Source organism: Pseudomonas sp. 1L-E-NC-VB-C3 (assembly GCF_057291535.1).
Genome location: NZ_JBXAWD010000006.1, coordinates 43091 through 69956 on the forward strand (window position 1 = coordinate 43091; position 26866 = coordinate 69956).

General features: G+C 60.1%; 26 protein-coding genes. 4 read left to right on the plus strand and 22 right to left on the minus strand.

All coding sequences use genetic code 11. From position 1 onward, the window contains the following. Positions 1 to 99: 99 nt before the first annotated feature. The 5 genes from AC0Z5Z_RS11750 to ccoG all read right to left on the minus strand — a co-directional run bounded on the left by AC0Z5Z_RS11750 (position 100) and on the right by ccoG (position 5644). Positions 100 to 783, minus strand: a complete 684-nt coding sequence (locus tag AC0Z5Z_RS11750; protein WP_041479091.1) for a sulfite exporter TauE/SafE family protein — start codon at positions 781 to 783, stop codon at positions 100 to 102. Next, on the minus strand, positions 776 to 988 hold the full coding sequence (gene ccoS / locus AC0Z5Z_RS11755; protein WP_039763029.1) for a cbb3-type cytochrome oxidase assembly protein CcoS: 213 nt from the start codon (positions 986 to 988) through the stop codon (positions 776 to 778). Before ccoS ends, AC0Z5Z_RS11750 begins: the two co-directional genes overlap by 8 nt. A 23-nt stretch (positions 989 to 1011) precedes the next feature. Beyond that, positions 1012 to 3462 carry a heavy metal translocating P-type ATPase gene (locus AC0Z5Z_RS11760; protein WP_485611119.1) on the minus strand — a complete coding sequence of 817 codons (2451 nt, stop codon included), beginning with the start codon at positions 3460 to 3462 and terminating at the stop codon, positions 1012 to 1014. 213 nt (positions 3463 to 3675) lie between these two features. After that, positions 3676 to 4215 carry a FixH family protein gene (locus AC0Z5Z_RS11765; protein WP_056784237.1) on the minus strand — a complete coding sequence of 180 codons (540 nt, stop codon included), beginning with the start codon at positions 4213 to 4215 and terminating at the stop codon, positions 3676 to 3678. Between the two features lie 13 nt (positions 4216 to 4228). Further along, positions 4229 to 5644, minus strand: coding sequence for a cytochrome c oxidase accessory protein CcoG (gene ccoG, locus AC0Z5Z_RS11770; protein WP_150635818.1), 1416 nt, complete (start codon positions 5642 to 5644; stop codon positions 4229 to 4231). A 483-nt stretch (positions 5645 to 6127) separates the two neighbouring features. Here ccoG and AC0Z5Z_RS11775 point away from each other — a divergent pair, with 483 nt between their 5' ends. Continuing rightward, positions 6128 to 7132: a metallophosphoesterase family protein gene (locus tag AC0Z5Z_RS11775; protein WP_485611120.1), complete on the plus strand. Its 1005-nt coding sequence runs from the start codon at positions 6128 to 6130 to the stop codon at positions 7130 to 7132. A 38-nt stretch (positions 7133 to 7170) separates the two neighbouring features. Here the strand turns inward: AC0Z5Z_RS11775 and AC0Z5Z_RS11780 are convergent, their stop codons facing one another. The 10 genes from AC0Z5Z_RS11780 to ccoN (AC0Z5Z_RS11825) all read right to left on the minus strand — a co-directional run bounded on the left by AC0Z5Z_RS11780 (position 7171) and on the right by ccoN (AC0Z5Z_RS11825) (position 15268). Further along, positions 7171 to 7590, minus strand: coding sequence for a type II toxin-antitoxin system VapC family toxin (locus AC0Z5Z_RS11780; RefSeq protein WP_315435797.1), 420 nt, complete (start codon positions 7588 to 7590; stop codon positions 7171 to 7173). Next, on the minus strand, positions 7590 to 7844 hold the full coding sequence (locus AC0Z5Z_RS11785) for a type II toxin-antitoxin system Phd/YefM family antitoxin (RefSeq protein WP_315435821.1): 255 nt from the start codon (positions 7842 to 7844) through the stop codon (positions 7590 to 7592). Before AC0Z5Z_RS11785 ends, AC0Z5Z_RS11780 begins: the two co-directional genes overlap by 1 nt. A 526-nt stretch (positions 7845 to 8370) precedes the next feature. After that, positions 8371 to 9354, minus strand: a complete 984-nt coding sequence (ccoP, locus tag AC0Z5Z_RS11790) for a cytochrome-c oxidase, cbb3-type subunit III (RefSeq protein WP_071171608.1) — start codon at positions 9352 to 9354, stop codon at positions 8371 to 8373. Further along, positions 9351 to 9536: a CcoQ/FixQ family Cbb3-type cytochrome c oxidase assembly chaperone gene (locus AC0Z5Z_RS11795; protein ID WP_016775513.1), complete on the minus strand. Its 186-nt coding sequence runs from the start codon at positions 9534 to 9536 to the stop codon at positions 9351 to 9353. The genes ccoP (AC0Z5Z_RS11790) and AC0Z5Z_RS11795 overlap by 4 nt, the downstream gene beginning before the upstream one ends. 5 nt (positions 9537 to 9541) lie before the next feature. Next, on the minus strand, positions 9542 to 10150 hold the full coding sequence (ccoO, locus tag AC0Z5Z_RS11800; protein ID WP_485611121.1) for a cytochrome-c oxidase, cbb3-type subunit II: 609 nt from the start codon (positions 10148 to 10150) through the stop codon (positions 9542 to 9544). Next, a complete protein-coding gene (ccoN, locus tag AC0Z5Z_RS11805) occupies positions 10150 to 11592 on the minus strand; it encodes a cytochrome-c oxidase, cbb3-type subunit I (protein WP_024012334.1) in 1443 nt (480 codons plus the stop codon). The genes ccoO (AC0Z5Z_RS11800) and ccoN (AC0Z5Z_RS11805) overlap by 1 nt, the downstream gene beginning before the upstream one ends. Before the next feature lie 481 nt (positions 11593 to 12073). Beyond that, positions 12074 to 13027 (minus strand): cytochrome-c oxidase, cbb3-type subunit III, encoded by a 954-nt coding sequence (ccoP, locus tag AC0Z5Z_RS11810; protein WP_485611122.1) that lies wholly within the window; start codon positions 13025 to 13027, stop codon positions 12074 to 12076. After that, a complete protein-coding gene (locus tag AC0Z5Z_RS11815; RefSeq protein WP_016773878.1) occupies positions 13024 to 13221 on the minus strand; it encodes a cbb3-type cytochrome oxidase subunit 3 in 198 nt (65 codons plus the stop codon). The genes ccoP (AC0Z5Z_RS11810) and AC0Z5Z_RS11815 overlap by 4 nt, the downstream gene beginning before the upstream one ends. A 3-nt stretch (positions 13222 to 13224) precedes the next feature. Next, positions 13225 to 13833: a cytochrome-c oxidase, cbb3-type subunit II gene (gene ccoO, locus AC0Z5Z_RS11820; RefSeq protein WP_003223389.1), complete on the minus strand. Its 609-nt coding sequence runs from the start codon at positions 13831 to 13833 to the stop codon at positions 13225 to 13227. A gap of 10 nt (positions 13834 to 13843) precedes the next feature. Further along, positions 13844 to 15268: a cytochrome-c oxidase, cbb3-type subunit I gene (ccoN, locus tag AC0Z5Z_RS11825; protein WP_024012337.1), complete on the minus strand. Its 1425-nt coding sequence runs from the start codon at positions 15266 to 15268 to the stop codon at positions 13844 to 13846. Positions 15269 to 15358: 90 nt separating this feature from the next. Here ccoN (AC0Z5Z_RS11825) and AC0Z5Z_RS11830 point away from each other — a divergent pair, with 90 nt between their 5' ends. Together AC0Z5Z_RS11830 and AC0Z5Z_RS11835 are read left to right on the plus strand one after the other, a co-directional pair. Further along, positions 15359 to 16039, plus strand: coding sequence for an alpha/beta family hydrolase (locus AC0Z5Z_RS11830; RefSeq protein WP_150635807.1), 681 nt, complete (start codon positions 15359 to 15361; stop codon positions 16037 to 16039). Between the two features lie 1332 nt (positions 16040 to 17371). Beyond that, positions 17372 to 17725 (plus strand): DUF6124 family protein, encoded by a 354-nt coding sequence (locus AC0Z5Z_RS11835; protein WP_133338899.1) that lies wholly within the window; start codon positions 17372 to 17374, stop codon positions 17723 to 17725. Between the two features lie 172 nt (positions 17726 to 17897). Here the strand turns inward: AC0Z5Z_RS11835 and AC0Z5Z_RS11840 are convergent, their stop codons facing one another. The 4 genes from AC0Z5Z_RS11840 to inhA all read right to left on the minus strand — a co-directional run bounded on the left by AC0Z5Z_RS11840 (position 17898) and on the right by inhA (position 22034). Then, complete coding sequence (locus AC0Z5Z_RS11840; protein ID WP_052392185.1) at positions 17898 to 18368, minus strand: hypothetical protein; 471 nt, start codon at positions 18366 to 18368, stop codon at positions 17898 to 17900. 310 nt (positions 18369 to 18678) lie between these two features. Next, positions 18679 to 20244: a methyl-accepting chemotaxis protein gene (locus AC0Z5Z_RS11845; RefSeq protein WP_041479077.1), complete on the minus strand. Its 1566-nt coding sequence runs from the start codon at positions 20242 to 20244 to the stop codon at positions 18679 to 18681. Between the two features lie 102 nt (positions 20245 to 20346). Further along, a complete protein-coding gene (locus AC0Z5Z_RS11850) occupies positions 20347 to 21138 on the minus strand; it encodes a CPBP family intramembrane glutamic endopeptidase (protein WP_485611123.1) in 792 nt (263 codons plus the stop codon). A 209-nt stretch (positions 21139 to 21347) separates the two neighbouring features. Further along, positions 21348 to 22034, minus strand: coding sequence for an isonitrile hydratase (gene inhA / locus AC0Z5Z_RS11855; RefSeq protein WP_485611124.1), 687 nt, complete (start codon positions 22032 to 22034; stop codon positions 21348 to 21350). A gap of 89 nt (positions 22035 to 22123) precedes the next feature. Between inhA and AC0Z5Z_RS11860 the strand changes: the two genes are divergently transcribed. Beyond that, on the plus strand, positions 22124 to 23107 hold the full coding sequence (locus tag AC0Z5Z_RS11860) for a GlxA family transcriptional regulator (RefSeq protein WP_485611125.1): 984 nt from the start codon (positions 22124 to 22126) through the stop codon (positions 23105 to 23107). Here AC0Z5Z_RS11860 and AC0Z5Z_RS11865 read toward each other — a convergent pair. The 3 genes from AC0Z5Z_RS11865 to AC0Z5Z_RS11875 all read right to left on the minus strand — a co-directional run bounded on the left by AC0Z5Z_RS11865 (position 23076) and on the right by AC0Z5Z_RS11875 (position 26769). Further along, on the minus strand, positions 23076 to 23963 hold the full coding sequence (locus AC0Z5Z_RS11865; RefSeq protein ID WP_485611126.1) for an alpha/beta fold hydrolase: 888 nt from the start codon (positions 23961 to 23963) through the stop codon (positions 23076 to 23078). The genes AC0Z5Z_RS11860 and AC0Z5Z_RS11865 overlap by 32 nt on opposite strands. Before the next feature lie 186 nt (positions 23964 to 24149). After that, positions 24150 to 25976 (minus strand): glycoside hydrolase family 15 protein, encoded by a 1827-nt coding sequence (locus tag AC0Z5Z_RS11870; protein WP_485611127.1) that lies wholly within the window; start codon positions 25974 to 25976, stop codon positions 24150 to 24152. Beyond that, on the minus strand, positions 25969 to 26769 hold the full coding sequence (locus AC0Z5Z_RS11875; protein ID WP_252885671.1) for a glucose 1-dehydrogenase: 801 nt from the start codon (positions 26767 to 26769) through the stop codon (positions 25969 to 25971). The genes AC0Z5Z_RS11870 and AC0Z5Z_RS11875 overlap by 8 nt, the downstream gene beginning before the upstream one ends. Positions 26770 to 26866 lie beyond the last annotated feature (97 nt).

Sequence of the window (26866 nt, forward strand, 5' to 3'; positions counted from 1 at the left end):
GTGCGGGCGTCTTCGCGAGCAGGCTCGCTCCCACATTGGATTTGCAGCGTACTCAAGACCTGTGGGAGCGAGCCTGCTCGCGAAGGCCGCGCCACACATTTAATGGCCCATAAGCCAATGCTGATGCGGGCCGGGAAGGGTCCACAGGCCAAACAGGATCACCAGCAAGCCACCCGCCATGCGCACGCTGCGTTTGCGCAAGATCGCGGTCACCCGTTCAGCCGCCAGCCCGGTGGCCAGCAGCACCGGCCAGGTGCCGAGGCCGAAAGCGAGCATCAGCAATGCACTGTCCAGCGCATTGCCCTGACTCGCGCTCCACAGCAAGGTGCTGTAAACCAGCCCGCACGGCAGCCACCCCCACAGCGCACCGAGCAGCAAGGCACGCGGCAGGCTGGAAACCGGCAGCAAGCGATTCGCCACGGGTTGAATAAAACGCCACAAGCCACGCCCGAGCGCTTCGATACGGGTGAGCCCGCTCCACCAGCCGGCCAGGTACAAACCCATGGCGATCAGCAGCAAACCGGCCAGCACGCGCATGAACAGCGCCGCCGGGCTGTTGGCGACTGCCCAGCCGGCCAGACCGATGAGCAGTCCCGCCGTGGCATAACTGAGAATCCGCCCGAGGTTGTACGCCAGTAACAGGCGAAAGCGCCGGCTGCGCTGCTCCTTGGGGATCGCCAGGGTCAGCGCGCCCATCAGGCCGCCGCACATGCCCAGACAGTGGCCGCCACCGAGCAGGCCGAGGATCAGCGCCGAGACCAGCAGGGGCGCCAGTTCAAGCATGGGGTGGCGCCTTGTCGTCCGGTTTGCCGGCGTTGGCTTCGTCCACCGCAGCGGTGTGGTTGGGATCCTGATCGTCAAAAAGGATGCTGTGCGCCGGGCCGTCGAGGTCGTCGTACTGACCGCTGTCCACCGCCCAGAAGAAGATGTACACGGCGATGGCGACGATGAGCAAGGCAGCGGGAATCATCACATAGAGAGCTGGCATCGGTAACTCCAGGCCCGCGCGGCTCAGGCCGGCAGCGGGCGGGTTTGGGTCGGGCTGCCGGCGGCCGGCGCGCTCGGCAGGCGAGTCAGGCGCAGGGCGTTGAGCACCACGGTCAGCGAACTGATCGACATGCCGACCGCCGCCCACACCGGAGTGATCCAGCCGAGGGCGGCGAACGGCAACATGAGGCCATTGTACAGCGCCGCCCACAGCAGGTTTTCGATGATTACCCGGCGCGTGCGTCGCGCCAGCGTGAAGGCTTGCACCAGAGCGTCAAGGCGATTGGACAGCAACACTGCATCGGCGCTGGTTTTCGCCAGATCGGTGGCCGAGCCCATGGCCACGCTGATATCGGCCGCGGCCAGCACCGGCACGTCGTTGACGCCGTCGCCGAGCATCAGCACCTTGCGCCCTTCCTTGTGCAGTTGTTGCAGCACTTGCAGTTTGTCATCGGGGCGCAAACCGCCACGGGCCTCGTCGATGCCCAGTTCGGCGGCGACACTGGCGACCATCGGCGAACTGTCGCCGGACAACAGCAAGGTGCGCCAGCCCCGCGCTTTGCAGGCCGCGAGCAGGGCGGGAGCGTCGTCACGCAGACGATCATCGAGCACTAGCCACGCCAGCGGCCCGTGGGTGTCAGCGAGCAGCAACCATTGTCCGGCTTCATCAGGCATTGACGGCAGTGCCGCGCCGCTCAGGGCGCAGGCAAATTCGGCCTGACCGATGCGCAAGCGTTGCTCACCGACCACGCCTTCCAGGCCCAGCCCCGGTGTGCTGTGCACGTCCTCAGCGGCCAGCGGCGCACGGCCGAAAGCGCGGGCAATCGGGTGTTCCGAACGGTTTTCCAGCGCAGCGGCAAGGCTCAGGCATTGCTCGCTGTCGAGCGCGCCGAGCGGGCGAATCGAGCGCAGCACCAGCCGGCCTTCGGTGAGCGTACCGGTCTTGTCGAAAATCACCGTGTCGATCTGGTTCAAGCCTTCCAGCACATGGCCACGGGTCAGCAGCAGCCCGAGTTTGTGCAGGGTGCCGGTGGCGGCGGTGAGGGCGGTCGGCGTCGCCAATGACAGCGCGCACGGGCAGGTCGCCACCAGCATGGCGAGGACGATCCAGAACGCCCGCGCTGAGTCCAGCTGCCACCACAGCAGGCCGATCACTGCCGCCGCAATCAGCGACAGCAGCAAAAACCATTGCGCGGCGCGGTCGGCGATTTCCGCCAGACGCGGTTTCTCCGCCTGAGCGCGATCGAGCAGGCGCACGATCGCGGAGAGACGCGTGTCCTGTCCCAGCGCCTGCACTTGCACGGTCAATGCGCCTTCGACGTTGAGCGTGCCCGCAGTGACCGCATCACCGAGCGTGCGCGGCTGTGGCAGGTATTCGCCGGTCAGCAGCGATTCGTCGATGCTCGACTGGCCATCGATGATCTTGCCGTCAGCCGGCAGAATCGAACCCGGCTGCACCAGAATCCGCTCGCCCACACGCAACTCGCTGAGCAGGATGCGTTCGCTCTGACCGTCGATATCCAGGCGCAGGCACGAGGCCGGTAACAGGTTGACCAGTTGCGCGGTGGCGGCAGCGGTGCGTTCGCGGGCGCGGCGTTCCAGATAACGCCCGGCGAGCAGAAACAGCGCGAACATGCCGACCGCATCGAAGTACAGCTCGCCGACGCCAGTGATCGACGTCCAGATTCCGGCGATGTAGGCACTGCCGATCGCCAGCGATACCGACACGTCCATGGTCAGGTGGCGGGTGCGCAAATCGCGCATCGCGCCTTTGAAGAACGGCGCGCAGCTGTAGAACACGATCGGTGTGGTCAGAAACAGCGCGACCCAGCGCAGGATCGTGTGCAGCTCGGGACTGAGGTCGATGTTGAATTCCGGCCAGGTAGCCATGGTCGCCATCATCGCCTGAAACCACAGCAACCCGGCGACGCCGAGCTGGCGCAGGGCCAGGCGATTCTCGCTGGCCAGCTGTTCGCTGGCGCGGTCGGCCTGGTACGGGTGGGCGGCGTAACCGATGTGGCGCAGCTCGGCGAGGATCTGGCTCAGCGGCAATTGTGCGTCGGCCCAACGCACGTGCAGGCGATGGTTGGACAGGTTCAACCGCGCTTCGGCGACGGCGGGCAGGGTGCGCAGGTGTTTCTCGATCAACCAGCCGCAGGCGGCGCAACTGATGCCTTCCATCAACAGCGTGGTTTCAGCCAGATCGCCTTCGTGGCGCACGAAGGGCTGCTGCACGTCGGCGCGGTCGTACAGCGCCAGTTCATCAGTCAGTTGCACCGGCAGCGCTTCGGGATTGGCCGACGCTTCGCTGCGATGCTGGTAATAACTTTCCAGCCCCCCGGCGACGATGGCTTCGGCTACCGCCTGACAGCCCGGGCAGCAGAACTCGCGGGCCTGCCCGAGGACGACGGCGGTGAAGCGGCTGCCGGACGGGACGGGCAGGGCGCAGTGGTAGCAGGGAACTGGGGTGGTCATGGCATTGATGAGGGTATGAGCCCTTGCATTGGGGGTGTTCGCTTGCCCTCACCCCAGCCCTCTCCCGGAGGGAGAGGGAGCCGATCGGTGTAAGCCTGAAGAGCGGCTTCAGTCGCTGACATTGTCACTGTCATACGCCCCGCTTCCAAGCAACCGAGATCAGTCCCCTCGCCCTCCGGGAGAGGGCTAGGGTGAGGGGCTCTTGATTTTGATTCACTTCTTCAGGTCTTCGGCACCCTGCAATGGCTCATCACCCAGCAGCAGTTCCTTGTCATGGCTGACCAGCTCTTCTTCAAACATGCGCCACACGTGCTCGTCCTGGCTGCCGAGCAACTCGACAAAGCGCCGCCCTTCGACCTTGTCGCTCAACTGGCCGATGTAGCGCCCGCTCTCGCTGCCACTGCGGGTCAGAACGATCTTGCGATCCTTCTCCGGCTGGGTCGGCGAGATCAGGTTCAGCTCCAGCGTTTGCGGCTGGCTGTCACCGTTCAAGCGCAAGTCGACTTCCCCGGTCACATCATCCAGATGCACCGCTGCACGCAGCTTCAGGGTTTGCGCCAGCAGCTCGCGATCCAGTGAACGGTTGATGCCTTTGCCTGCTTCGTAATAGTTGTCGTTGACCAGATTGTCCGGGTTGTTCACCGCGATGGTCACCATCGACAGGGTCAAGGCCACCGAGCAGGCGAGAATCGCGATGATGATCCACGGCCAGAGGTGCTTGTACCAAGGACTTGCGGCGTTTGCAGCGGGCATGTTCAAAATTCTCTCAACGGATTTGTGGGCCGATGAATCGGCTCTTGGCTTCAACGTGGACGCTGTCGTCATCGGCATCCTTGAGGATGAATTTCACCTCGTTGGTGCTCGATGGCAGTTGTTCCGGTGCGCTGGACAACTCGACCGGCATGCTGACGATATCCCCGGCGGCAACCTTGATCTCGCGCTTGCCTTGCAGGCGCAGGTCCGGCAGGCCCTCGGCTTGCAGCAGGTAAGTGTGGTCGCGCTGATCCTTGTTCATGATCTTCAGGCTGTAGACGTTTTCGATCCGGCCTTCAGCGTTTTCGCGGTACAGCACGCGGTCTTTGCTGACGTCGAAGCCGACCAGTGAACGCATGAGGAACGCGGCGACCAACAGGCTGATCATCGCCAGCAGCACCACGGCGTAGCCGATCAGGCGCGGTCGCAGTTTATGGGTTTTCTGCCCGGAGAGGTTGTGTTCGGTGGTGTAGCTGATCAGCCCGCGCGGGTAATCCATCTTGTCCATGATGCTGTCGCAAGCGTCGATGCACGCCGCGCAGCCGATGCATTCGATCTGCAGGCCATCGCGGATGTCGATGCCGGTCGGGCAGACCTGCACGCACATCGTGCAGTCGATGCAATCGCCCAGCCCCAGGGCTTTGTAGTCGATGCCTTTCTTGCGCGGCCCACGGCTTTCGCCACGGCGCGGGTCGTAGGAAACGATCAGCGTGTCCTTGTCGAACATCACGCTCTGGAAGCGCGCATACGGGCACATGTAGATGCACACCTGCTCACGCAACCAACCGGCATTGCCGTACGTGGCGAGGGTGAAAAAACCGACCCAGAAATACGACCAGCCATCGGCCTGACCGGTGAAAAATTCGATGACCAGTTCGCGGATCGGCGAGAAGTAGCCGACAAAGGTCATGCCGGTGACAAAACCGATCAACAGCCACAGCGAGTGCTTGGCCAGTTTGCGCAGGAATTTGTTGGCGCTCATCGGCGCCTTGTCGAGCTTGATGCGCTGGTTGCGGTCGCCTTCGGTGACCTTTTCGCACCACATGAAAATCCACGTCCACACGCTCTGCGGGCAGGTATAACCGCACCAGACACGCCCGGCATAGACAGTGATGAAGAACAGGCCGAACGCGGCAATGATCAACAGGCCCGAGAGCAGGATGAAATCCTGTGGCCAGAAAGTCGCGCCGAAGATGAAGAACTTGCGCTCCGGCAGGTTCCACCACACCGCCTGATGACCGCCCCAGTTCAGCCACACCGTGCCGAAATACAGCAGAAACAACGCCGCACCGCCGAGCATCCGCAGATTGCGGAACAGGCCGGTGAAAGCCCGGGTGTAGATTTTTTCTCGTGAGGCATAAAGATCGACGCTGTTGTTCGCGTTCTTGCTCGGTGGCGTGACGTCGTGTACCGGAATCTGATTGCTCATCATTGCATCCCACGGCAGTGGAAAAATGCCTCGGTCGATACGTGCCAACCGAGGTCAAAAAGGCTGTTGCAGTAGCGCGATGATACGCCTGCCGCTCTGGCTCAAGGGTGCGACCTTTGGTCGCGTTGGGTAAAAAATGCGGATGGTGTAGCGATTGCGCAAAAGCCTGACGCAGATCAATTGACTTGTTGAGTATGGACGTTTTTGCCGAAGTGGCTAGTTCATCCTTTCAATTGTTTGTTCACGCCACTGCCGTTGATTTCGCAAGTTGAATAACACCCGTGATTGTTTTCGTCCAGGCGACAACTCAGGCCGGACGCTACGGGCTTCTATTGATTCGTATGTTGTAAGTTGTTGGGTCTGAAATATATTCACTCGATTGTTGTAGGTGAAGGCTTTGAAGTTTTCGCGGTATTCGAATAAGTTCTGTTCGCGCGAAACTTCTTTTGCGTACCGAAAATTAATTGAAATGGAATTTCAAGCATGGCTTTGAATAAATTCATGAGCATCTTTATGGGTGCTTGTCTGGTAGCTTCGGCTATTACCGCTCAGGCTACAACTGGCATGCCGAAACATATGGTCTTTGCTTCGGATACTCAATATCCGTGGACAGACAAGACCGATATCCGCGAGCCCGAATCGGATTCAGAATTCACGGCGCGCTCGAAATGGCTGATTGAAACCCAACTTGCGAGCATTGCCGAATTCAGAAATCAACACGGCTCTCAAGCGCAGGTTCCTTTGATGATCAATGGCGACATAACCGCTTTTGGTCATGGCTGGCAGCGCTCGTTCATGAAGGATTCGCTGAACAGGCACTTCAAGGGTGAATATCTTTACGGCTTGGGTAATCACGACTATGAAAACAATGTTGATGATTGCTTTACCAATAACTGTGCTGCAGGAAGTATTGTCGAGTTCAAAGAGCATCATGAAGGTAAAGTCGATAACTTTGATCTGAAAATCACTGACGGTTTTCTGAGCAGGACGTATTCCGGTAGCCTCGCCTATTCGAAAAATATCGGCGAAGTGCATATGGTTCAGCTCAATAATGAGCCGACCTATACCGCCCGGATTGCTCATCCGTTCAACCCGACGACGTTCGAAATCAACGACGCACTGGACTGGCTCGAGACCGATCTGCGACTGGCGCGAGCGTCGGGCTACGCCATCATTATCAATATGCATAAACCCTTGCGGCACCAGGGCAGCCCCGAGCAGAAGAAGCGTTTCCATGACATGGTCAACAAGTACCAGGTGACGGCCATTTTCGCCGGCCACCTGCATACCGAGGGAGGAAGTTCCTACTGGGAAGGCAGCGTCCCCATGTATCTCAGCGGAAGCACCTCTCAGCAAACCTACCTGACTGCGAATTTCACCGAGGATCGCAAGCATTTGCAGATCTATCTGGTGAAGAACAACCAGTGGCGTGAGCGGACGCTGATCGATACCACGGTTGTGCATTCAATCTTTGCCCAACGCCCATGAAAAAAGCCCCGCCGGTGATAGGGCGGGGTGTTCAGCAGTCAGTTATTGGCAGCGATCCATGGGTTGATCAGATTGACGCCGCTGAGTTGAAAGTCCGCAATGTTGCGAGTAACCAGCGTAAGCCCGTGCACAAGCGCGGTGGCGGCGATCAAGGCGTCGCATTCACTGCTGCGGTCGGGAACATGCAATCGTGCGCACCGGGTGGCGACGCTGGTATCGACAGGCAGGATTCTTCCAGAGAACGCCGGTTTGACGTGATGTTCCAGCCAGTTGCGCAGCAACTGGCCTTGTGAAGGGCCACGACGTTCGATACGCAGGACGCCCGTTTCCAGTTCCAGCACAGTGATTGCAGATAGATACAGGCTGGCTGGGGAAACGCTGTTTGCCCATTTCACCACATGCCTGTCGGCTTGTTTTTTGCGCAGCTCGGAAACTACATTGGTATCCAGTAGGAACATCAGGAAAGGTCCACGCTGCGAGGAGTGATTACAGCGCGCTCGGGTCCGAATTCGATTTCAAGCGCATTCGGCATCGCCAGCAGCTCAACGATGCTGGTCTCGCAACCGGTCAGTTTCTGGTACTCCTCAATGCTGAGCAATACGTGGGCAGGCCTGCCTCGGTCAGTAATGATTACTGGACCTTGACGCGTGGCTTTTTTGGCTGCACTGGTGTCCTGATTGAACTCGCGGCTGGAAATGGTGGTGATGGCCATCATGTTTGGCCTCCAGAAATTCTGATGTAGGAACGTTTCTATTTTGAGGTTTTCACCGCAATCGGAAAGGCAGGTCGGGGTCGATCGGTTTGTCAATTTCATAAGGGCACCGGCGAAGGCGCCTCCCGCCAAGGCGTGAGGCACTGGATACAGGGCGTAAATTCGGTGTTTTTGCTGCCCTTGTCAGAGCAATCTACCGCCCCCGAGGCCGTCGAGTCCGCCACCGTTACCGGGGCTGTTCATGGTTTGCTGCGATACCTCGAGTAACGGTTTCACAGATGTTCGTTCGAACCCTGCCCTATGGGTAGAGCCGGGTTGAGGCTGATTTTGCAGTGTGCTTTGGTGATCTTTCGACATTGGGGCTTCATCCTTGAAGTAGTCCCGATATGGCTTATCGGGGCGAAAAAACCTACCGTGCATCTCAGCTCAGGTCCATCGAGCAACCGTTTCGAATCGTGAATGCCAGCATGAAAAAAGGCCCCGCCAATTCCCATTGGCGGGGCCTTTTTTGCTTCAAGCGTTGGCCTTACTCAGCCTTCGCCTCCGGTGCTTTTTCACCGTGAGACAGGCTGTAAACATACGCCGCCAGCAGGTGCACCTTGTCATTGCCCTGCAGTTGTTCCTGCGCAGGCATCTGGCCCTGACGACCGTAACGGATGGTCTGCTGCAGTTGCGCGAAGCTCGAGCCGTAGATGAATGCGCCCGGATGGGTCAGGTCAGGCGCACCCATGGCCGGGGTGCCTTTACCGGCAGGGCCGTGACAAGCCACGCAGTTGGCGGCGAAGAGTTTCTGGCCGTTGGCCGGGTCGGCCTTGGTGCCTTCCGGCAATTTACGGCCGTCGAGATTGGTCACCACGTAAGCAGCCACATCGGCCACGCCTTGCTCACCGATCACTTCCGCCCACGCCGGCATCACCGCGTGGCGGCCGCCCATGATGGTGGTCTTGATGGTTTCCGGCTCACCGCCCCAGCGCCAGTCGGCGTCGGTCAGGTTAGGGAAGCCATAGGCACCCTTGGCGTCGGAACCGTGGCACACCGAGCAGTTGGAGGCGAACAGACGGCCACCCATTTTCAGTGCTTGCGGATCCTTGGCGACTTCTTCGATCGGCATCGCTGCAAACTTGGCGAAGATCGGACCGAAGCGCGCGTCCGAACGGGCCATTTCCTTTTCCCACTCGTGGACGCCGGTCCAGCCAGTCTGGCCGTTGGCGAACGCGGTCTGTTTCTCGGTATCCAGATAGTTGTAGCCCGGCAGCAGACCTTTCCAGTTGCCCAGACCTGGGTACAGCACCAGATAACCCAGGGCAAAAATGATGGTGCCGACGAACAGCATGAACCACCATTTCGGCAGCGGGTTGTCGTACTCCTCGATCCCGTCGAAGGAGTGGCCGACCGTCTCGTCCGTCTGTTCGCTGCGCTGGCCCTTGCGGGTCGACAGCAGCAGCCAGGTCAGGGCGAAGATCGTACCGAGACTGAGGACTGTGACGTACAGACTCCAGAATGTAGTCATTCTTTGTTACTCCTAGAAGCTTGCTCGACGTGCTTGATGGCTTCGGGATCATCGGCAAAAGGCAGCATGGTCGCGTCGTCAAACTCTGACTTGCGCTTGGGGCTGAACACCCACAAGGCCAGACCGATGAAGGCCACCATCACGACCACGGTGCCCAGGCCTCGAATCATCCCGATATCCATCAGATTCACCGTTTGCTTTTGATGATGGTGCCCAGGCCTTGCAGATAGGCCACCAGCGCGTCCATTTCGGTTTTGCCCTTCACGGCATCCTGTGCACCGGCGATGTCTTCGTCGGTGTACGGCACGCCGAGGGTGCGCAAGACTTCCATTTTTTTCGCGGTTTCCTTGCCGACGAGCTTGTTTTCCACGAGGAACGGGTAAGCCGGCATTTTCGACTCGGGGACCACGTTGCGCGGGTTGTACAAGTGCGCACGTTGCCAGTCATCGGAGTAACGACCGCCCACGCGGGCCAGGTCCGGACCGGTACGTTTGGAACCCCACAGGAACGGGTGGTCCCAGACGCTTTCACCGGCGACCGAATAGTGGCCATAGCGTTCGGTTTCAGCGCGGAACGGGCGGATCATCTGCGAGTGGCAGCCGACACAACCGTTGGCGATGTACACGTCGCGGCCTTCCAGTTCCAGCGCCGAGCGCGGCTTCATGCCCTCGACCGGCTTGTTGGTGACGTCCTGGAAGAACAGCGGAACAATTTGGGTCAGGCCACCGACGCTGACGGCGATGACCATGAAGAAGGCCAGCAGGCCAATATTCTTCTCGACAGCTTCATGCTTCATCAGTGAGCTCCAACGACGGCAATCTTGGCGGCGGCTTCGGCTTCAACCGGATCCGACGCACGGACAGTGCGGTACACGTTGTAAGCCATCAGCAGCATGCCGCTGGCAAAGAAAGCACCGCCCAGCGCGCGGACGATGAAGCCCGGGTGGCTGGCCTGCAGCGCTTCGACGAACGAGTAGGTGAGGGTGCCGTCATCGTTGATTGCACGCCACATCAGGCCCTGGGTGATGCCGTTGACCCACATCGACGCGATGTAGAGCACGGTGCCGATGGTGGCGAGCCAGAAGTGCGCGTTGATCAGCCCGGTGCTGTGCATCTGCGCCCGGCCGAACAGTTTCGGGATCATGTGGTAGATCGCGCCGATCGAGATCATCGCTACCCAACCGAGGGCGCCGGCGTGGACGTGGCCAATGGTCCAGTCGGTGTAGTGCGAGAGCGAGTTTACGGTCTTGATCGCCATCATCGGCCCTTCGAAGGTCGACATGCCGTAGAACGCCAGCGATACCACGAGGAAGCGCAGGATCGGGTCGGTGCGCAACTTATGCCAGGCGCCAGACAGGGTCATCATGCCGTTGATCATGCCGCCCCAGCTTGGCGCCAGGAGGATGATCGACATCGCCATGCCCAGCGATTGCGCCCAGTCCGGCAGGGCGGTGTAGTGCAGGTGATGCGGGCCGGCCCAGATATACAGGGTGATCAGCGCCCAGAAGTGCACGATCGACAGACGATAGGAGTAGATCGGGCGTTCGGCCTGTTTCGGCACGAAGTAGTACATCATCCCGAGGAAACCGGTGGTCAGGAAGAAACCCACCGCGTTGTGGCCGTACCACCACTGGATCATCGCGTCAGTGGCGCCGGAGTAGGCCGAGTACGACTTGAACAGGCTGACCGGCAGCGACATGTGGTTGACGATGTGCAGCATCGCGGTGACCACGATGAACGCGCCGTAGAACCAGTTGCCCACATAGATGTGCTTGGTTTTGCGCTTGGTGATGGTGCCGAAGAACACCAGACCGTAAGTGACCCAGACAATCGCCAGCAGAATCGCGATCGGCCATTCCAGTTCGGCGTATTCCTTGGTGGTGGTGTAACCCAGCGGCAAGGTAATGATTGCGCCGACGATGACCGCTTGCCAGCCCCAGAAGGTGAAGGCCGCGAGGCTGTCGGAAATCAGTCGCGTCTGGCAGGTTCGCTGCACGACATAGTAGGAAGTGGCAAACAGTGCACAACCGCCGAAGGCGAAAATCACCAGGTTTGTGTGCAACGGGCGCAAGCGTCCAAAGCTCGTCCACGGCAGACCGAAGTTCAGTTCCGGCCAGACCAGTTGCGAGGCGATGAAGACACCGAGCCCCATGCCAAGGATCCCCCAGACCACCGTCATGATGGCGAACTGGCGGACTACCTTATAGTTATAAGCAGTCGGACTGATTGCTGTGCTCATTCTAAGGTTCCACGGTTTGGGTATTTTTATAGGGATAAAATCGGCCGCAAGTATGTATAAAGCAGGGGGTCATTGCAACGCGCCATGACCTGGGTCAATGCTTTCCAACGCTGATTCTGCGGCCTTTCCATGCGCCGCGTAGGGTCAAAAATGGCCTCTGACAAAATGTCGCAGTGCGCGTTAAAAGCTCGCAATCCGGATCGCCGTCAACGGTGCCCGTTCACAGGTCGTGATCGGGAAATTGCGGGCAATCGGCGCAACAGCCGTTATCTACCTGCGTTTGCGGCGAATCCATCAACCGGTTCACGGCGCGCATCGTTCGGGATTGATCTGGAAACCGACTTCAGCCGGTCCGCTTCGATGAAGCGTAGACCCGAATCCGGGGTTCCGAAAGGAGAGGATCCAAGGGGTGCGACAATGCGTCGCAAAGGGGCGGGAAACTGCCGCAGCGAGAAAGCTGCGGCAGCGGTGTACGCAATTGCTATTTCTTGCTGTCTTCAGTTATCAGTTTTTCTGTGTTCAATCCGTGGCTCAGGCTGTACACATAAGCGGCGAGCAATTGCACTTTGTCGTTGCCCAACATCTCGTTCTGCGCCGGCATATGCCCCTGACGACCATGGCGAATGGTCTGTTCCAGTTGGGTCAGGCTGGTGCCATAAATGAAGCCGGCCGGGTGAGTAAGATTCGGTGCGCCCATGGCAGGGGTGCCTTGGCCAGTTGCGCCGTGGCAAGCCACGCAGGTGGTGCTGAACGCCTGCTGTCCGGCTTGCAGATCCGCCTTGCTGTCGGCAGGTAGCGGCAGACCGGCCAGTTCGTGGCGCACATAAGCGGCAACGTCTTTCACCCCGGCCTCACCGAGCACTTCGCCCCAGGCCGGCATTGCCGCCATCCGCCCACCCATGATGGTGGTTTTGATCGTCTCGGCATCGCCGCCCCAGCGCCAGTCGCTGTCAGCAAGGTTAGGGAAGCCGAACGCGCCCTTGGCATCCGAGCCGTGGCACACCGAGCAATTGGAGGCGAACAGACGACCGCCCATTTTCAGCGCCTGCGGATCCTTGGCCACTTCTTCCAGGGGCATGGCGGCGAATTTGGCGAAGATCGGCCCGAACCGGGCGTCCGCCTTGTTCATTTCCTTTTCCCACTCATGCACGCCGGTCCAGCCATCCTCGTAACCGGGCAGGATGCCTTTCCAGTTGCCCAGGCCCGGATAGAGAATCAGATAACCCACCGAGAACACCAGCGTGCCGGCGAACAGCATGAACCACCACTGCGGCAGCGGGTTGTCGTACTCCTCGATGCCGTCGAAGCTGTGGCCCATGGTCTGGTCGACGCTGCCCTTGGTCTCGCCCCGACGGGTGCCGATCAGCAGCCAGGTCAGGCCGATCAGGCTGCCAATGGTCAGTACGCAGATCCACGTACTCCAGAAGGTGGTCATGGCCGGGTACTCCTTGTTTCAGGGGCTGAAATTGTTTCGGGTAGTGGCTCGTCGGCGAACGGCAGCAGGCGTGCTTCGGCGAACTCCGGGGTGCGTTTGCGGTTGAACACCCACAAGGTCAAACCGACGAAGGCGACGAACACCACGACCGTGCCGAGGCCGCGAATCAGGCCAGCACTCATTTCAATGACCATGGTTCACCTCTTGCTCTTGATTGCAGTGCCGAGCACTTGCAGATAGGAAACGAGGGCGTCCATTTCGGTCTTGCCCTTGAGGCTGGCGACTGCGCCGCTGATGTCGTCATCGGTATACGGCACGCCGAGGGTACGCATGGTTTTGAGCTTGGTTTCGGTGTGGCTGCTGTCGACCGCTTGGGTGACCAGCCACGGGTAGGCCGGCATCTTCGACTCCGGCACGACGTTGCGCGGGTTGTACAAGTGCGCGCGGTGCCAGTCATCCGAGTAACGCGCGCCGACCCGGGCCAGATCCGGACCGGTACGTTTCGAGCCCCACAGGAACGGGTGATCCCAAACGCTTTCGCCCGCAACCGAGTAGTGCCCGTAGCGTTCGGTTTCGGCGCGGAACGGACGGATCATCTGCGAGTGGCAACCGACGCAGCCTTCGCGGATGTAGATATCGCGACCTTCCAGTTGCAGCGCGGTGTATGGCTTCATGCCCTCCACCGGTTTGTTGGTGACGTCCTGGAAGAACAGCGGGACGATCTGGGTCAGGCCGCCAATGCTCACGGCGAACACCATCAGCAGCATCAGCAGGCCGACGTTCTTTTCAATCGTTTCGTGTTTCATGGCGGACTCCTCAGGCCATCTGCGCGGCAGCGACGACGTCGGCAGGCTGCGAGGCCCGCACGGTGCGCCAGGTGTTGTAAGCCATCAGCAACATGCCGCTGAGGAAAATCGCCCCGCCGATCAGCCGCACGACAAAGCCCGGATGGCTGGCCACCAAGGTTTCGACGAAGGAGTAAGTCAGCGTGCCGTCCTCGTTGACCGCGCGCCACATCAGGCCCTGGGCGATGCCGTTGACCCACATCGAGGCGATGTAGAGCACGGTGCCGATGGTCGCGAGCCAGAAATGCGCGTTGATCAGTCCGACGCTGTGCATCTGCGCTTTGCCGAAGATTTTCGGGATCATGTGGTACAGCGCGCCGATCGAGATCATCGCTACCCAGCCGAGGGCGCCGGCGTGAACGTGGCCGATGGTCCAGTCGGTGTAGTGGGAGAGGGCGTTGACAGTCTTGATGGCCATCATCGGCCCTTCGAAGGTCGACATGCCGTAGAACGCCAGCGACACCACGAGGAAGCGCAGGATCGGGTCGCTGCGCAACTTATGCCAGGCGCCCGAGAGGGTCATCATGCCGTTGATCATGCCGCCCCAGCTCGGTGCCAGCAGGATCAGCGACATCACCATGCCCAGTGACTGTGCCCAGTCCGGCAGCGCGGTGTAGTGCAAGTGGTGCGGGCCGGCCCAGATGTACAGGGTGATCAAGGCCCAGAAGTGCACGATTGACAGGCGATACGAATACACCGGACGTTCGGCCTGTTTCGGCACGAAGTAATACATCATCCCGAGGAAACCGGCGGTGAGGAAAAAGCCCACAGCGTTGTGGCCGTACCACCACTGCACCATCGCGTCGGTTGCACCGGCGTACACCGAGTAGGACTTGGTGAAACTCACCGGCAACTCAAGGTTGTTGACGATGTGGAGGATCGCCACGGTGATGATGAACGCGCCGAAGAACCAGTTGCCCACATAAATGTGTTTGGTTTTGCGCTGCATGATCGTGCCGAAGAACACGATCGCGTAGGCGACCCAGACGATGGTGATCAGGATGTCGATCGGCCATTCCAGTTCGGCGTATTCCTTGGAGCTGGTGTAACCCAGCGGCAGGCTGATCGCCGCCAGCAGGATCACCAGTTGCCAGCCCCAGAAGCAGAACGCGGCGATTTGCGGCGCAAACAATTGCGTTTGGCAGGTGCGTTGCACCGAGTAGAAGGAGCTGGCGAACAGCGCGCAGCCACCAAAGGCGAAGATCACCGCGTTGGTGTGCAGCGGGCGCAGACGGCCGAAACTGGTCCAGGGCAAATTGAAGTTGAGTTCCGGCCAGACCAATTGCGCCGCGAGAAAAACCCCGAGGCCCATGCCGACGATGCCCCACACCACCGTCATAATGGCGAATTGGCGGACCACCTTGTAGTTGTAGGCGGTACTGATAGAAGTGTTCATGGTTCCCCATCCACGGTTCAGCCGAAGTGAGCGCGCAAACGGCGCGAATCCTTCGCCTGGAGTTATAGGCAGACTAAAAGCGAGGCAAGCATGGACAAACAGCACAAGGCCAGTATTGACGGGGATCAATGGGCGCAGTGTGTGCTCGATCATGGGTGGCTTTGGGATGCCGCTGTTGGTGAGGCTTCGGCAACGCTGATTCTGGCGCACGGGGCGGGGGCGCCGATGGATAGCGACTGGATGATCGACATGGCTGGGCGCCTTGCTGGGCTTGGGGTCAACGTGTTGCGCTTTGAGTTTCCGTATATGGCGCAGCGGCGGGTGGATGGGGTTAAGCGGCCGCCGAATCCTGCTGGCAAGTTGCAGGAATGTTGGCGGGAGGTGTTTGCGGTTGTGCGGCGTCATGTCGCTGGGCCGTTGGCGATTGGCGGCAAGTCGATGGGCGGGCGGATGGCGAGTCTGGTGGCGGATGAGTTGGGGGTGGATGCGTTGGTATGTCTGGGGTATCCGTTTTATGCGGTGGGGAAGCCGGAGAAACCGCGGGTTGAGCATTTGGCTTCGTTGCGCACGCGGGCGTTGATTGTGCAGGGGGAGCGGGACGCTCTGGGGAATCGCGAGGCGGTTGAGGGCTATTCGTTAGCGCCGGGGATTGAGGTGTTTTGGTTGGTGGCGGGGGATCATGATTTGAAGCCGCTCAAGGCTTCTGGCTTTGCGCATTCCGATCATTTGGCGGGTGCTGCGCAGAAGGTGGCTGAATTTCTCGGTGACTGATTTTGAGCCGGGCCGGGATTTTGCGTTGCATGAAGACCTGCTCCCTTTCCCCCTCGCCCCCTTGGGGGAGAGGGTTGGGGTGAGGGGGCTAGCTTTTGATCTTGCTCTTGGGGGCATATCCGTTGCTTCGGGAGCTGCGGCTGGCGGTTTCGCCTGACGGCGACTTACTTTTTTACAAGCGCCTAAAAAAGTAAGCAAAAAACGCTAGCTCCTGCGTTCGGCCCTCGCAGGCTCGGGTCCCTTCGCTCCGGGATCGATCCGGGCGCAGCGGCTCCGGTTTGCTTCGCTGCACCTCCTTCCGCTGTGTCTGGCTGCGCCAGACGGTCGCTGCGCTCCCACCCCCGGATCAATCCCTCCACTCAGCCTTCCGACGTCGCCGGTGGATCAAGATCAAGAGCACTCGAGCTTGCGCTCATTGTTGAGTGGTGCGGCTTCGCCGCGGGCAGCTGCGCTGCCTTGCTTTTCTGTGGGAGCGAGCTTGCTCGCGAAGGCGGCCTGACAGCCGACCTGATTCTTCCTGATGTACACCGCGCTCCTTGTAGAAGTGAGCCAGCTCGCGATGGCGGTCTCCCAGTCGACCAATCTCTACCGTTTGGACCAAATCTCTGTGGGAGCTGGCTTGCCAGCGATGGCGGCCTCCAAGCCGACCAATCCTCACTGACGTACCCGATCCAAATATGGGAGCGAGCCTGCTCGCGAAGGCGGCCTGACAGCCGACCTGATTCTTCCTGATGTACACCGCGCTCCTTGTAGGAGTGAGCCTGCTCGCGATGGCGGTCTCCCAGTCGACCAATCTCTACCGTTTGGACCAAATCCCTGTGGGAGCTGGCTTGCCAGCGATGGCAGCCTCCAAGCCGACCAATCCCCCACTGATGGACCCGATCCAAATGTGGGAGCGAGCCTGCTCGCGAAAGCTCCCTTCCAGACGACATCAAACCACCTGCCTGTCAGAGGCAATCTCTGAACTTAAACATCATCAAATACCAATGTTTAAACTACACGACCCGTTACGCCATCCCGGCTACAACTCCTTGCGCCATTGCCTACGCCTACGCCAGAATCCGCCGGCTTACGCGTCTAGGCGGCGGGCTATATCGTTTGTCTGTCACTGAGAAACAGTGATGGGGTTTGGTAGCCCGCGTCGAAACCGTTGTATAGCGTCACCGTATGCAGTCCCGTTTCGGGGCTCGACTTTTATGGTGGGCATGCGTGGGGCTCCTTTGTGAGCGCCGGGTTTCCTGTTTCGACCGGTCTACCAACCTGCGTATGACCACCACCTTTCGTTTGGTAGCGAGGGTGTTGGCTCCCAATATTCGAAACCGGAGTACGCCCATGTTCAAAGTCACCCCCAACCCGCCACCCCCCCACGACCGCGCTCTCGATCCGCAAAAAATCCAGGAAGCCACCGACCGCGCCCTCGATTACTACCTCAAACCCGAAGATCTGGCCGCTCCACCAAGCTCTCCAAAATATCGCCCGGTCTATGTCGTGGACCCCACGCTGGATGACGAAACCCTGTTGGTCGAGGCCTGCGAGTCGCTTTCATACGCGCATGCCATGGCCGGTAACATCGCCAACTCGATAGGCGGCCCGGAACGCAAACCACTGCTGGCGCTGCAACAGGTGATCATGCTCAACGAACTGTTGGTCAATCGACTGCTGGATAAGCTGAAGTTGCCTCAATAATTTCGCTGGCTGTTATGGCCTCTTCGCGAGCAGGCTCGCTCCCACAGGGGATTGGTGTCTGGCACCTAATCTGTGATCACCGCAGATCCAATGTAGGAGTGAGCCTGCTCGCGAAGCGCCATACGGCTAAAAGTGCGGGGATGCAATCTGATCGAAACGTTGTCGCGAAAAATCACAAATCATCCCTAAGCAAGTTGAAAGTACCTATAGGCTGCGTTCGGTATCCATGGCTTTTGAACTTTGCTTCAAATGTACCTTTAGCAATCCCCTTGGTGGGATGGATGTCGATAGTGACCGTGGCTTCATCAGCATCAACATAAGTAAATCCATAAAACCCAGAGGGTCCAGGTGACGAGTGGCCGTGCTGGAATGTCAGCCCGTCTTCCAACGTATAAGTTTTATGGAACGGGGCGTCACTGGTATAGGGGATCGAGAAAGAGTAGAGAAAGATGTTCTTCTCCTCCAGCGTTCCTGTAGATCCTGAGATTGACCAGCTCTTTTCGCCCGTCGGAATAAAATGACGTAGCTCAAAAGAAATTATAGTGGCCGTGGTTTCAGGGTTGGTGCCGAATTGCCAAGTGAAGACATTAGACTGTTTTGCAATGGCACCTGGTTTTGGGATGAGGATGCTATGTTTGCTCATTTTTTAGCTCCTTGGTCATATCGTGATAACAATGAAAACCATCTGTTCAACGATTTATAGATATGCCCCTGAAGCTTGAATGTCTACTGTAAGACCTGACAGTAGACATACGCTGTGTTCTGTGGATTTTCGCCAGGATTTCCGAATGTGCAGCGCAAAACTTTCTGATGAAGTTCAATATTAGATGTCTCGGTTTTGCAGGCGGCGCAATGCACGACTGAACTACTCAAGTCCTATTGAGTAGTTCATTGACACAACAAAAAACCCGGAAAGCTCACGCCATCCGGGTTTTTTCATTCCAGCCTTCCAATCAGCGGTTAAACCGCGCCACCAACGAATACTGCGTGTTGGCGGTCTTCGTCAGTTCTTCACTGAGCAACGCCGAGTTGTGCGCTTGTTCCGAGGTCTGATCCGCCAGTTCCGAGATATTGCTGATGTTGCGGCTGATCTCTTCAGCCACGGCACTTTGCTCTTCGGTCGCGGCGGCGATCTGGGTGGTCATGTCGGTGATGTTGGCCACCGCTTCGCTGATGCCGACCAGTGCCTGATCCGCTTCCAGGACCCGCGCCACGCCTTCTTCAGCCTGGCGATGCCCGGCTTCCATGGTTTGCACGGCGCTGGAGGCAGTCTGTTGCAACTTGGCGATCAGGGCATGAATCTGCCCGGTGGATTCGCTGGTGCGTTGCGCCAGTTGGCGGACTTCGTCAGCCACGACCGCAAAACCACGGCCCATTTCACCGGCACGCGCTGCTTCAATCGCAGCGTTGAGGGCGAGGAGGTTGGTCTGGTCGGCAATGCCTTTGATCACGTCGACCACGCCGCCAATTTCGTCGCTGTCCTTGGCCAGTTGCGTCACGGTCAGGCCGGTTTCGCCGACGACCACCGACAGGCGCTGAATCGCTTCGCGGGTTTCCCCGGCAATGTCGCGGCCGCGGCCGGTCAGGCGGTTGGCTTCCTGGGTGGCGTCAGCGGTGCGCTGTACGTGGCTGGCGACTTCCTGGGTGGTGGCGGCCATCTGGTTGACGGCGGTGGCGACCTGTTCGGTTTCCACGCGCTGGCGTTCCAGGCCGGTGGAGCTGTTGTGCGCCAGGGCGTCGGACTGCTTGGCCTGTTCGGTCAAGTGCTCGGCGGTGTCCTGCAGACGGGTCAGACAGGTTTTCAGGCGCGCTTCCTGGCTGAGGATCGACATTTCCAGACGCGCCTGGGCGCCACGGCTGTCGGTGTACATCTGCGCGATCAACGGGTCGGAGGTGGTCTGTTCGGCCAGGCGCAGCAGGCGCTTGAGCCCGCGTTGCTGCCATTGCAGGCCCATCAGGCCCAACGGCACCGAAAGACCGGCGGCGAGGGCGAAGCCCCACTGCGAGTTCAGCGTCGCGCCGATCATGAAGCTCAGCTGGCTGACCAGAATGAACGGCAGCCAGTCCTGCAGGAGCGGCAGCCATTTGTCCGTCGAAGGAATCGCCGACTTGCCCTGGTTGATGCGTTGGTAGAGCGCTTCGGCGCGGCGGATCTGTTCGGCGGTGGGCTTGACGCGCACGGACTCGTAACCGATCACCTGGCTGCCATCGAACACCGGTGTGACGTAGGCGTTAACCCAATAGTGGTCACCGGATTTGCAGCGATTCTTGACGATGCCCATCCATGGCAAGCCTTGTTTCAGTGTGCCCCACATGTGCGAGAACACCGCCGATGGCACGTCAGGGTGGCGGACCAGATTGTGCGGCGCACGGATCAGTTCCTCCCGCGAAAACCCGCTGATCTCGACAAAATCGTCGTTACAGTAGGTGATCATGCCCTTGGCATCGGTGGTGGAAATCAACCGTTGCTGAGCTGGAAAGGTCCGCTCGCGTTGTGTAATGGGCTGGTTGTTACGCATGGTTTTTCAATCCGCAAGGCTTTGAATGGTTGTCGGCGCCGACAGGTTTTTATTGAAGTTTTTTTTCAGATTTAAGTACGCCGTCGCAAAACCGCGCTTGCGTCAACTGGCCAGCATCGGATAGGTGAACAGGCCGAAGTGCAACAGATTCAGGCTGAAATGGGTGGCGATCGCCGCGCCCAGTCCGCCGAAACGGTAGGCCAGACCATAGCCGACCCCGGCCAGTCCCGCCAGCAACACCCAGGTCCAGCCAGCGCCGACATGCACCAGACCAAACAACAGCGAGGCCAACAGCAGCGCGAGGTTGTCGCCGTAGGGCAGGTGCTTGAGGCGACGGCTCAGCCCGCCCTGTATATAGCCGCGAAACAGCGCTTCCTCGACCAGCGTCACCAGCAGCAGATTGTTCAGCACCCACAGCCAGGCCTGATCCGGCCATTTCGGTGCCCAGGCGATCACGCCAAGTAAAAGCGCGCCGCCGAGGGCGAGAATCGCGCACAGCGTCAGGGCGAGGGCGGTGGCATAGACCGTCAGGCGCAACGATCGCCGCGCGACGATCCACGGACAAACCAGCAGCAACCAGAAGCCCACCAGCGGTTTGTCGAGATTGAGGTACATCGCGAACGGCACGGCGTTGTCAGTGAAACGTTGCGGATTGATCACGCGGCCGTTGGCGAAGCCCGGCAGCCAGTGCAGCGCCAGTGCCACGGCCAGAACGATGAACAGGCCATGGCCGAGCCAGCGCGCGACTGGCACTTGTTGCTGGCGCACGGCGAATGCGGCGAACAGCAAAAGCCCCACGGAGATCAATGCGAGCCAACCGAGCTGGCCGTAGCTCAGGGCCAATCCGTAACCGAGGCCGAGCAACGCGAGATAGAGCCAGGGCAGCGCCTTCATCGAAAGTCCTTGTGCGAGATTTCTGGAAGGGGCTTTCTACACGGGCGAGGGAGGTGGGACAAGTGAAGGTGTGGCAGTCATGCCAGACACAAATCAAATGTGGGAGCGAGCCTGCTCGCGAAAGCGGTCTTCCAGATGACGTCACTGGCGACTGACACTCCGCTTTCGCGAGCAGGCTCGCTCCCACAGGTTTTGCATTCGGCTGGATATCAGCGCAGGCCCAGTTTGGCCGCCGCGCGTTCAGTAATCTCGGTGCGCAGCTTCAACGAAGGCGCCGCGCGCAACCGCGCTTCATTGACCACCGCACTCGGTGCCACGTCCGGGCTGCCGGCATTGAACGGCGGTGCCGGGGCATATTCCAGTTGCAACTGCACCAGTTGCGCTGTGTCGGCATCGACCAGTTCCGCCGCCAGCACCAAGGCAAAATCGATCCCGGCAGTGATTCCGCCACCGGTAAACAGATTGCCGTCGCGTACCACCCGATCCTTCACCGCAACCGCGCCCAGGGTCGGCAGCAACTCGTGATAGGCCCAGTGCGTAGTCGCGCGCTTGCCCTGCAGCAGGCCCGCCGCGCCGAGCACCAGCGAGCCGGTGCACACCGAGGTTACGTAACGTGCCTGGGCGGCCTGGCGTTTGATGAAATCCAGCGTCTGCTGGTCTTCCATCAACGGCCCGACACCACTGCCGCCGGGCACGCAGATCACATCCAGATCCGGGCAATCCTCAAAGGTCGTAGTCGGTTTCAGCAGCAGCCCGGTGCTGGATGTCACTGGCATCAGATCCTTCCAGATCAGGTGTACCTGCACGCCGGGCAACGAGGCGAGGACGTCGTAAGGGCCGGTGAGGTCGAGTTGCTGGACCTGCGGGAATAACAGAAAACCGATCTGCAGCGTCATCGTTCTTGCTCCGTTGAAAGAAGTGGACGACTGCACTGTAGGCGCGTAGGTTCTGGCGCATACGCCAATCACCCCACGAATTACGCCAAATGCCCAAATCCATTCACGTCCTCGCGTTCGCCAACATGCAGATTCTCGATGTTACCGGGCCATTGCAGGTGTTCGCCTCGGCCAACGATCTGGCCCGCCAGCGCGGCATGTCGGTGCCGTATGCGCCGAGCGTGATCGCCAGCGGTGGCGGGGCGGTGCTGTCATCGGCGGGGTTGGCGGTGCTCGCAGAACCGTTGCCGCAAATGCCCAGCGACACATTGATCATCGCCGGTGGCTGGGGCACTTATGCGGCATCGGAAGATCTGCAACTGGTCGACTGGGTACGCGAACATGCGCGCGGCTGCCGGCGCGTGGCTTCGGTGTGCACCGGGGCCTTTCTGCTCGCCGCCAGCGGCTGGCTCGATGGCCGCCGCGTGGTCACCCACTGGACGCGCTGCGAGCAACTGGCCGCGCAACATCCGAATCTGCACGTGGAAGCCAATCCGATTTTCATCAACGACGGCCCGGTGTGGACTTCCGCCGGGGTCACGGCCGGCATCGATCTGGCGTTGGCCATGGTCGAAGAAGACCTCGGCCGCGATATCGCCCTCGACGTCGCCCGGCACTTGGTCGTCTTCCTGAAACGCCCGGGCGGACAGTCGCAGTTCAGCGTGACGCTGTCGCTGCAACAACAGGGCAACCGCTTCGATGAACTGCACGCCTGGATCGCCGAAAACCTGACCTGCGACCTCGGCATCCCGACCCTCGCCGAACAGGCCGGCATGAGCGAACGCAGCTTTATCCGCCACTACCGCGCCGACACCGGCCAGACCCCGGCGCGGGCGATCGAATTGATCCGCGTCGAAACCGCCCGCCGACTGCTCAGCGATACCGGCCTGCCGGTGAAACGCATCGCCGCCAATTGCGGGTTTGGCAGTGAAGAGACGCTGCGGCGCAGTTTTCTGCGAGCGATTGGCGTGACGCCGCAGGCTTATCGGGAGCGGTTTTCGGTCAGCGTTGCAGCAGATCCAGTATTGCCTTGAGGGTTTCCTGCGGCGCTTCTTCGGGAATGTTGTGGCCGACACCCGCGAGCACGCGCCGCTCATAAAAGCCGCTGAAATGCTCGGCATCTTCATCAATCAGCGAAGGCGGGCCGACGCCATCATCGCCACCGCACAGCGAAATGCTCGGTACGCGGATCACCGGCTGTGTGGCCAGCGCTTCTTCCATCCACTCCAGGGCTGGATCGCCCGGGGCGTAGCCGAAGCGATGCCGATAGGAATGAATCACCACGTCGACAAAGTCAGGATTATCAAAAGCGCCAGCGGTCAGCGGGTAGCGTTCGTCCTTTCGCGCCCATGTCGGCGACCACAGCCGCCAAAGCAACTGACACAACGCCCGGCGATTCTGCTTAAGTCCTTCGACGCCACGCGGCGTGTGGAAGTAGTACTGATACCAGAGCCGATGCTCGTCTTCCGGGTCCAACGGCTGGTTCGCATGGACGATGTCCTGCACGAGGTAGCCGTCGCCGCTGACCAGTCCGCGCACCCGCGCCGGAAACAACGCCGCGACAATACACGCTGCCCGACCGCCCCAGTCATAACCGCAAAGCGTGGCCTGTTCGATGCCCAGCGCATCCATCAGATCGAGCAAGTCCTGCGCCATCGCAGCTTGCTGACCGGAGCGCAGGGTTTGCGCACTGTTGAACCGGGTCGGCCCGTAACCGCGCAAGTACGGCACGATGACGCGGTAGCCTCGCGCGGCCAGCGCCGGGGCGACTTCGTCGAAGGTGCGCGGGGAATAGGGGAAGCCGTGGAGCAGAATTACCGGGGCGCCGTTGTTCTGACCGTGCTGTTCGTAGGCAATGGTCAGGGTTGGGGTAAGAACGCTCTCGATCATGACGAACCACTCCGTTTGAATCGTATTCAGACACTCTGGATCTGCGAACGGAATGCGGGTCACCGCTGCGCAGGTTTCACCATGAATATGGGCCTGAGCCAGTTGTCTGGCATGCAGGCCCGTTGTGGAAACATACCTGTCGATCAGAGATCGGTCTGACAAGCGCTGGCGAAAAAGCGCTCAACGCTACGGCTGCCAGGAACTCTTCTCGCCACTCAACTTGCGATCAAGAAAACTCGCCGCACTGATCAACGCCAGATGCGTCAGCGCTTGCGGCGTGTTGCCCAGGTGCCGCCCATGGCTGTCGAACTCTTCGGCGTACAGCCCAAGCGGATTGGCATATCGCAACAATTGCTCGAACTCCAGGTGGGCTTTTTCCACCTGGCCGGCGCGGGCCAGGCATTCGACGTACCAGAACGAACACGCGGCGAACGCGCCTTCAGTGCCACTGAGGCCATCGATGTTGGCGTCCTCGTTGCGATAGCGATAGACCATGCCGTCACGCACCAGGGTTTTTTCGATTGCTTCCAGAGTCGACAGCCAGCGCGGATCCTTGGCGCTGACGAAGCGCACCAGCGGCATCAGCAGCATCGAGCCATCCAGTGCGGTACCGCCCTTGTACTGGACGAAATGCCCGCGTTCTTCGTCCCAGAAGTTTTCCCAGATGTCGGTGTAGATCGCTTGCCGGGTGTCATCCCAACGGGCGAACGGCGCCGGCAGCGAACGCTTGGAAGCCAGACGGATCGCCCGGTCCAGCGCCACCCAGCACATCAGCCGCGAGTGCAGGAAATGATGGGTCTCACCGCGCATTTCCCAAATGCCGACATCTTCGCTCTGCCAGTTTTCGCAGACCTGATCGACCACTTCGCCGACATGCCGCCAGCCTTCGTGGGAGATCGCATCACCGTACTTGTTGACCAGATACACCGCGTCCATCAGCTCGCCGAAGATGTCCAGTTGGACCTGATCGTAGGCACCATTGCCGATGCGCACCGGTTGCGCGCCGCCGTGGCCGGCCAGATGCGTCAGTTCGGTTTCCGGCAATTCCTGCTGGCCGTCGATGGCATAGAGGATGTTGAGTTTCATCGGTTTGCCGCAGCAATCGCTGACCCGTCCGCGCAGCCATTGCATGTAGTGGTTGGCTTCATCGACAAAGCCCAGGCGCATGAACGCGTAAACGGTGAACGAGGCATCTCGGATCCACGTGTAGCGGTAATCCCAATTGCGCTCGCCGCCGGGAGTTTCCGGTAGGCCGAAGGTGGCGGCGGCGAGAATCGCACCGTGGCGACGCGAGGTCAGCAGTTTCAGGGCGAGGGCGGAGCGATTGACGATTTCCCGCCAGCGCCCGCGATAGTTGGATTGGCCGATCCAGCCGCGCCAGTATTTGAGGGTGCGCTCCATGCACAACTCGCCGGCGCCTTTGGCAAAACGCGGATCGTCGCTGCCGCCGAGCATGAATGCGGCGGTTTCATTGTGCTTGAGGGTGAACTGCGCGACGGCCGCTTGCGCATCGATTTGAAGTGCTTGATCTGAAGCCAGGCGTATCGACGGCTGGCCAGCGGCATGGAACGTTACGTCCTTTGCGTCCATCTCTGCCCGGGTGTCGGCGCGGCCATAGTCGTGGCGCACCGCGCAACGCAGATTGAACGTCGCCGAGCCGCTGACCACGCGCACCCGGCGCATCAGCAGCGGCAGGGCGTCGACATCGTCCCCGATGGGCAACAGATCGGTGATTTCCACCACTGCGTGTTCGCTTAGCCAACGGGTCTGCAAGACGTTGGTGTCGGGCAGATAAATCTGTTCCCGGCGCGCATCCGGCAAGTCCGGCGCGAGCTGGAAAATCCCTGCTTGCGGGGTGTCGAGCAGCGAGCAGAAGATCGTCGGGCTATCGAACTCCGGCCAGCAGAAAAAATCCACGCTGCCCTTGTCGTTGACCAGTGCGGCGCTGCGCATGTCGCCGATGATCCCGTGGGCACCGATGGGACTTTGTTGTTCCATTTCAGGCTCAGCCATTGCCGCGAAACTCCGGATAGAGGCTCATCCCGCCATCGATGAACAGGGTGGTGCCGACGATGTAATCGGACAGATCGGAAGCGAGGAAAACCACTGCGTTGGCGACATCCTCGACATCGCCGATGCGCCCGTACGGAATCAGCTCAAGAAGTTTGTCGCCGGCCGCGCCTTCAGTGGCTTCTGTGTTGATGGCCGTGCTGATCGCACCGGGCGCGATGCTGTTGATACGGATGCGCTGGTGGCTGACTTCCTGGGCGAGGCTCTGCATCAATTGATCGACGCCGCCCTTGGACGCGGCGTAATTGACATGCCCGGCCCATGGAATGCGCTGGTGCACCGAACTCATGTGAATGATCTTGCCCGCCGCGCGCGACACGCCTTCGCGCACGCCCTGACGCTGGAAAATCCGCAACGCCGCCCGTGCGCAGAGGAACTGCCCGGTGAGGTTGACGCCGATCACCGTGTTCCAGTCGTCGAGGGTCATGTCCACGGTGGCAGCGTCTTTTTGCAGACCGGAGTTGGCCACCAGAATGTCCAGCGAGCCGAAGGCTTCGACGGTCTCTTTGAACAGCCGCTCGACATCTTCTTCTTTCGAAACATCGGCGCCGATGGCGAGCGCCTTACCGCCTTCGGCGTTAATTTGCGCGGCCAGTTCTTCGGCGGGTTCGGCGCTGCTGTTGTAGTTGATCACGACCGCAGCGCCGGCCGCAGCGAGTGCTTTGGCGGCGGCATGGCCGATGCCGGAGCTGGCACCCGTGACCAGCGCCACCTGATGAGCGAGGGAAATCTGCATGACGATTCGCGCCTTGGTTCCAGAGACTTAAGTAGCTGACTGATGGCAGACGCTGAGAGTTCATTTGCTGGATGCGGTGATTGCGCCGGCCCCTTCG

Coding starts and splice junctions, on each gene's coding strand:
- ccoP (WP_071171608.1), bottom strand. CDS start 9,354: ATGACTACATTCTGGAGTCTGTACGTCACAGTCCTCAGTCTCGGTACG.
- ccoS (WP_039763029.1), bottom strand. CDS start 988: ATGCCAGCTCTCTATGTGATGATTCCCGCTGCCTTGCTCATCGTCGCC.
- AC0Z5Z_RS11845 (WP_041479077.1), bottom strand. CDS start 20,244: ATGCGTAACAACCAGCCCATTACACAACGCGAGCGGACCTTTCCAGCT.
- AC0Z5Z_RS11860 (WP_485611125.1), top strand. CDS start 22,124: ATGCCCAAATCCATTCACGTCCTCGCGTTCGCCAACATGCAGATTCTC.
- inhA (WP_485611124.1), bottom strand. CDS start 22,034: ATGACGCTGCAGATCGGTTTTCTGTTATTCCCGCAGGTCCAGCAACTC.
- AC0Z5Z_RS11870 (WP_485611127.1), bottom strand. CDS start 25,976: ATGGCTGAGCCTGAAATGGAACAACAAAGTCCCATCGGTGCCCACGGG.
- AC0Z5Z_RS11815 (WP_016773878.1), bottom strand. CDS start 13,221: ATGGTCATTGAAATGAGTGCTGGCCTGATTCGCGGCCTCGGCACGGTC.
- AC0Z5Z_RS11830 (WP_150635807.1), top strand. CDS start 15,359: ATGGACAAACAGCACAAGGCCAGTATTGACGGGGATCAATGGGCGCAG.
- AC0Z5Z_RS11795 (WP_016775513.1), bottom strand. CDS start 9,536: ATGGATATCGGGATGATTCGAGGCCTGGGCACCGTGGTCGTGATGGTG.
- ccoG (WP_150635818.1), bottom strand. CDS start 5,644: ATGAGCAATCAGATTCCGGTACACGACGTCACGCCACCGAGCAAGAAC.
- AC0Z5Z_RS11865 (WP_485611126.1), bottom strand. CDS start 23,963: ATGATCGAGAGCGTTCTTACCCCAACCCTGACCATTGCCTACGAACAG.
- ccoN (WP_024012334.1), bottom strand. CDS start 11,592: ATGAGCACAGCAATCAGTCCGACTGCTTATAACTATAAGGTAGTCCGC.
- AC0Z5Z_RS11840 (WP_052392185.1), bottom strand. CDS start 18,368: ATGAGCAAACATAGCATCCTCATCCCAAAACCAGGTGCCATTGCAAAA.
- AC0Z5Z_RS11750 (WP_041479091.1), bottom strand. CDS start 783: ATGCTTGAACTGGCGCCCCTGCTGGTCTCGGCGCTGATCCTCGGCCTG.
- ccoO (WP_485611121.1), bottom strand. CDS start 10,150: ATGAAGCATGAAGCTGTCGAGAAGAATATTGGCCTGCTGGCCTTCTTC.
- AC0Z5Z_RS11780 (WP_315435797.1), bottom strand. CDS start 7,590: ATGTTCCTACTGGATACCAATGTAGTTTCCGAGCTGCGCAAAAAACAA.
- ccoO (WP_003223389.1), bottom strand. CDS start 13,833: ATGAAACACGAAACGATTGAAAAGAACGTCGGCCTGCTGATGCTGCTG.
- ccoN (WP_024012337.1), bottom strand. CDS start 15,268: ATGAACACTTCTATCAGTACCGCCTACAACTACAAGGTGGTCCGCCAA.
- AC0Z5Z_RS11850 (WP_485611123.1), bottom strand. CDS start 21,138: ATGAAGGCGCTGCCCTGGCTCTATCTCGCGTTGCTCGGCCTCGGTTAC.
- AC0Z5Z_RS11775 (WP_485611120.1), top strand. CDS start 6,128: ATGGCTTTGAATAAATTCATGAGCATCTTTATGGGTGCTTGTCTGGTA.
- ccoP (WP_485611122.1), bottom strand. CDS start 13,027: ATGACCACCTTCTGGAGTACGTGGATCTGCGTACTGACCATTGGCAGC.
- AC0Z5Z_RS11760 (WP_485611119.1), bottom strand. CDS start 3,462: ATGACCACCCCAGTTCCCTGCTACCACTGCGCCCTGCCCGTCCCGTCC.
- AC0Z5Z_RS11875 (WP_252885671.1), bottom strand. CDS start 26,769: ATGCAGATTTCCCTCGCTCATCAGGTGGCGCTGGTCACGGGTGCCAGC.
- AC0Z5Z_RS11835 (WP_133338899.1), top strand. CDS start 17,372: ATGTTCAAAGTCACCCCCAACCCGCCACCCCCCCACGACCGCGCTCTC.
- AC0Z5Z_RS11785 (WP_315435821.1), bottom strand. CDS start 7,844: ATGGCCATCACCACCATTTCCAGCCGCGAGTTCAATCAGGACACCAGT.
- AC0Z5Z_RS11765 (WP_056784237.1), bottom strand. CDS start 4,215: ATGCCCGCTGCAAACGCCGCAAGTCCTTGGTACAAGCACCTCTGGCCG.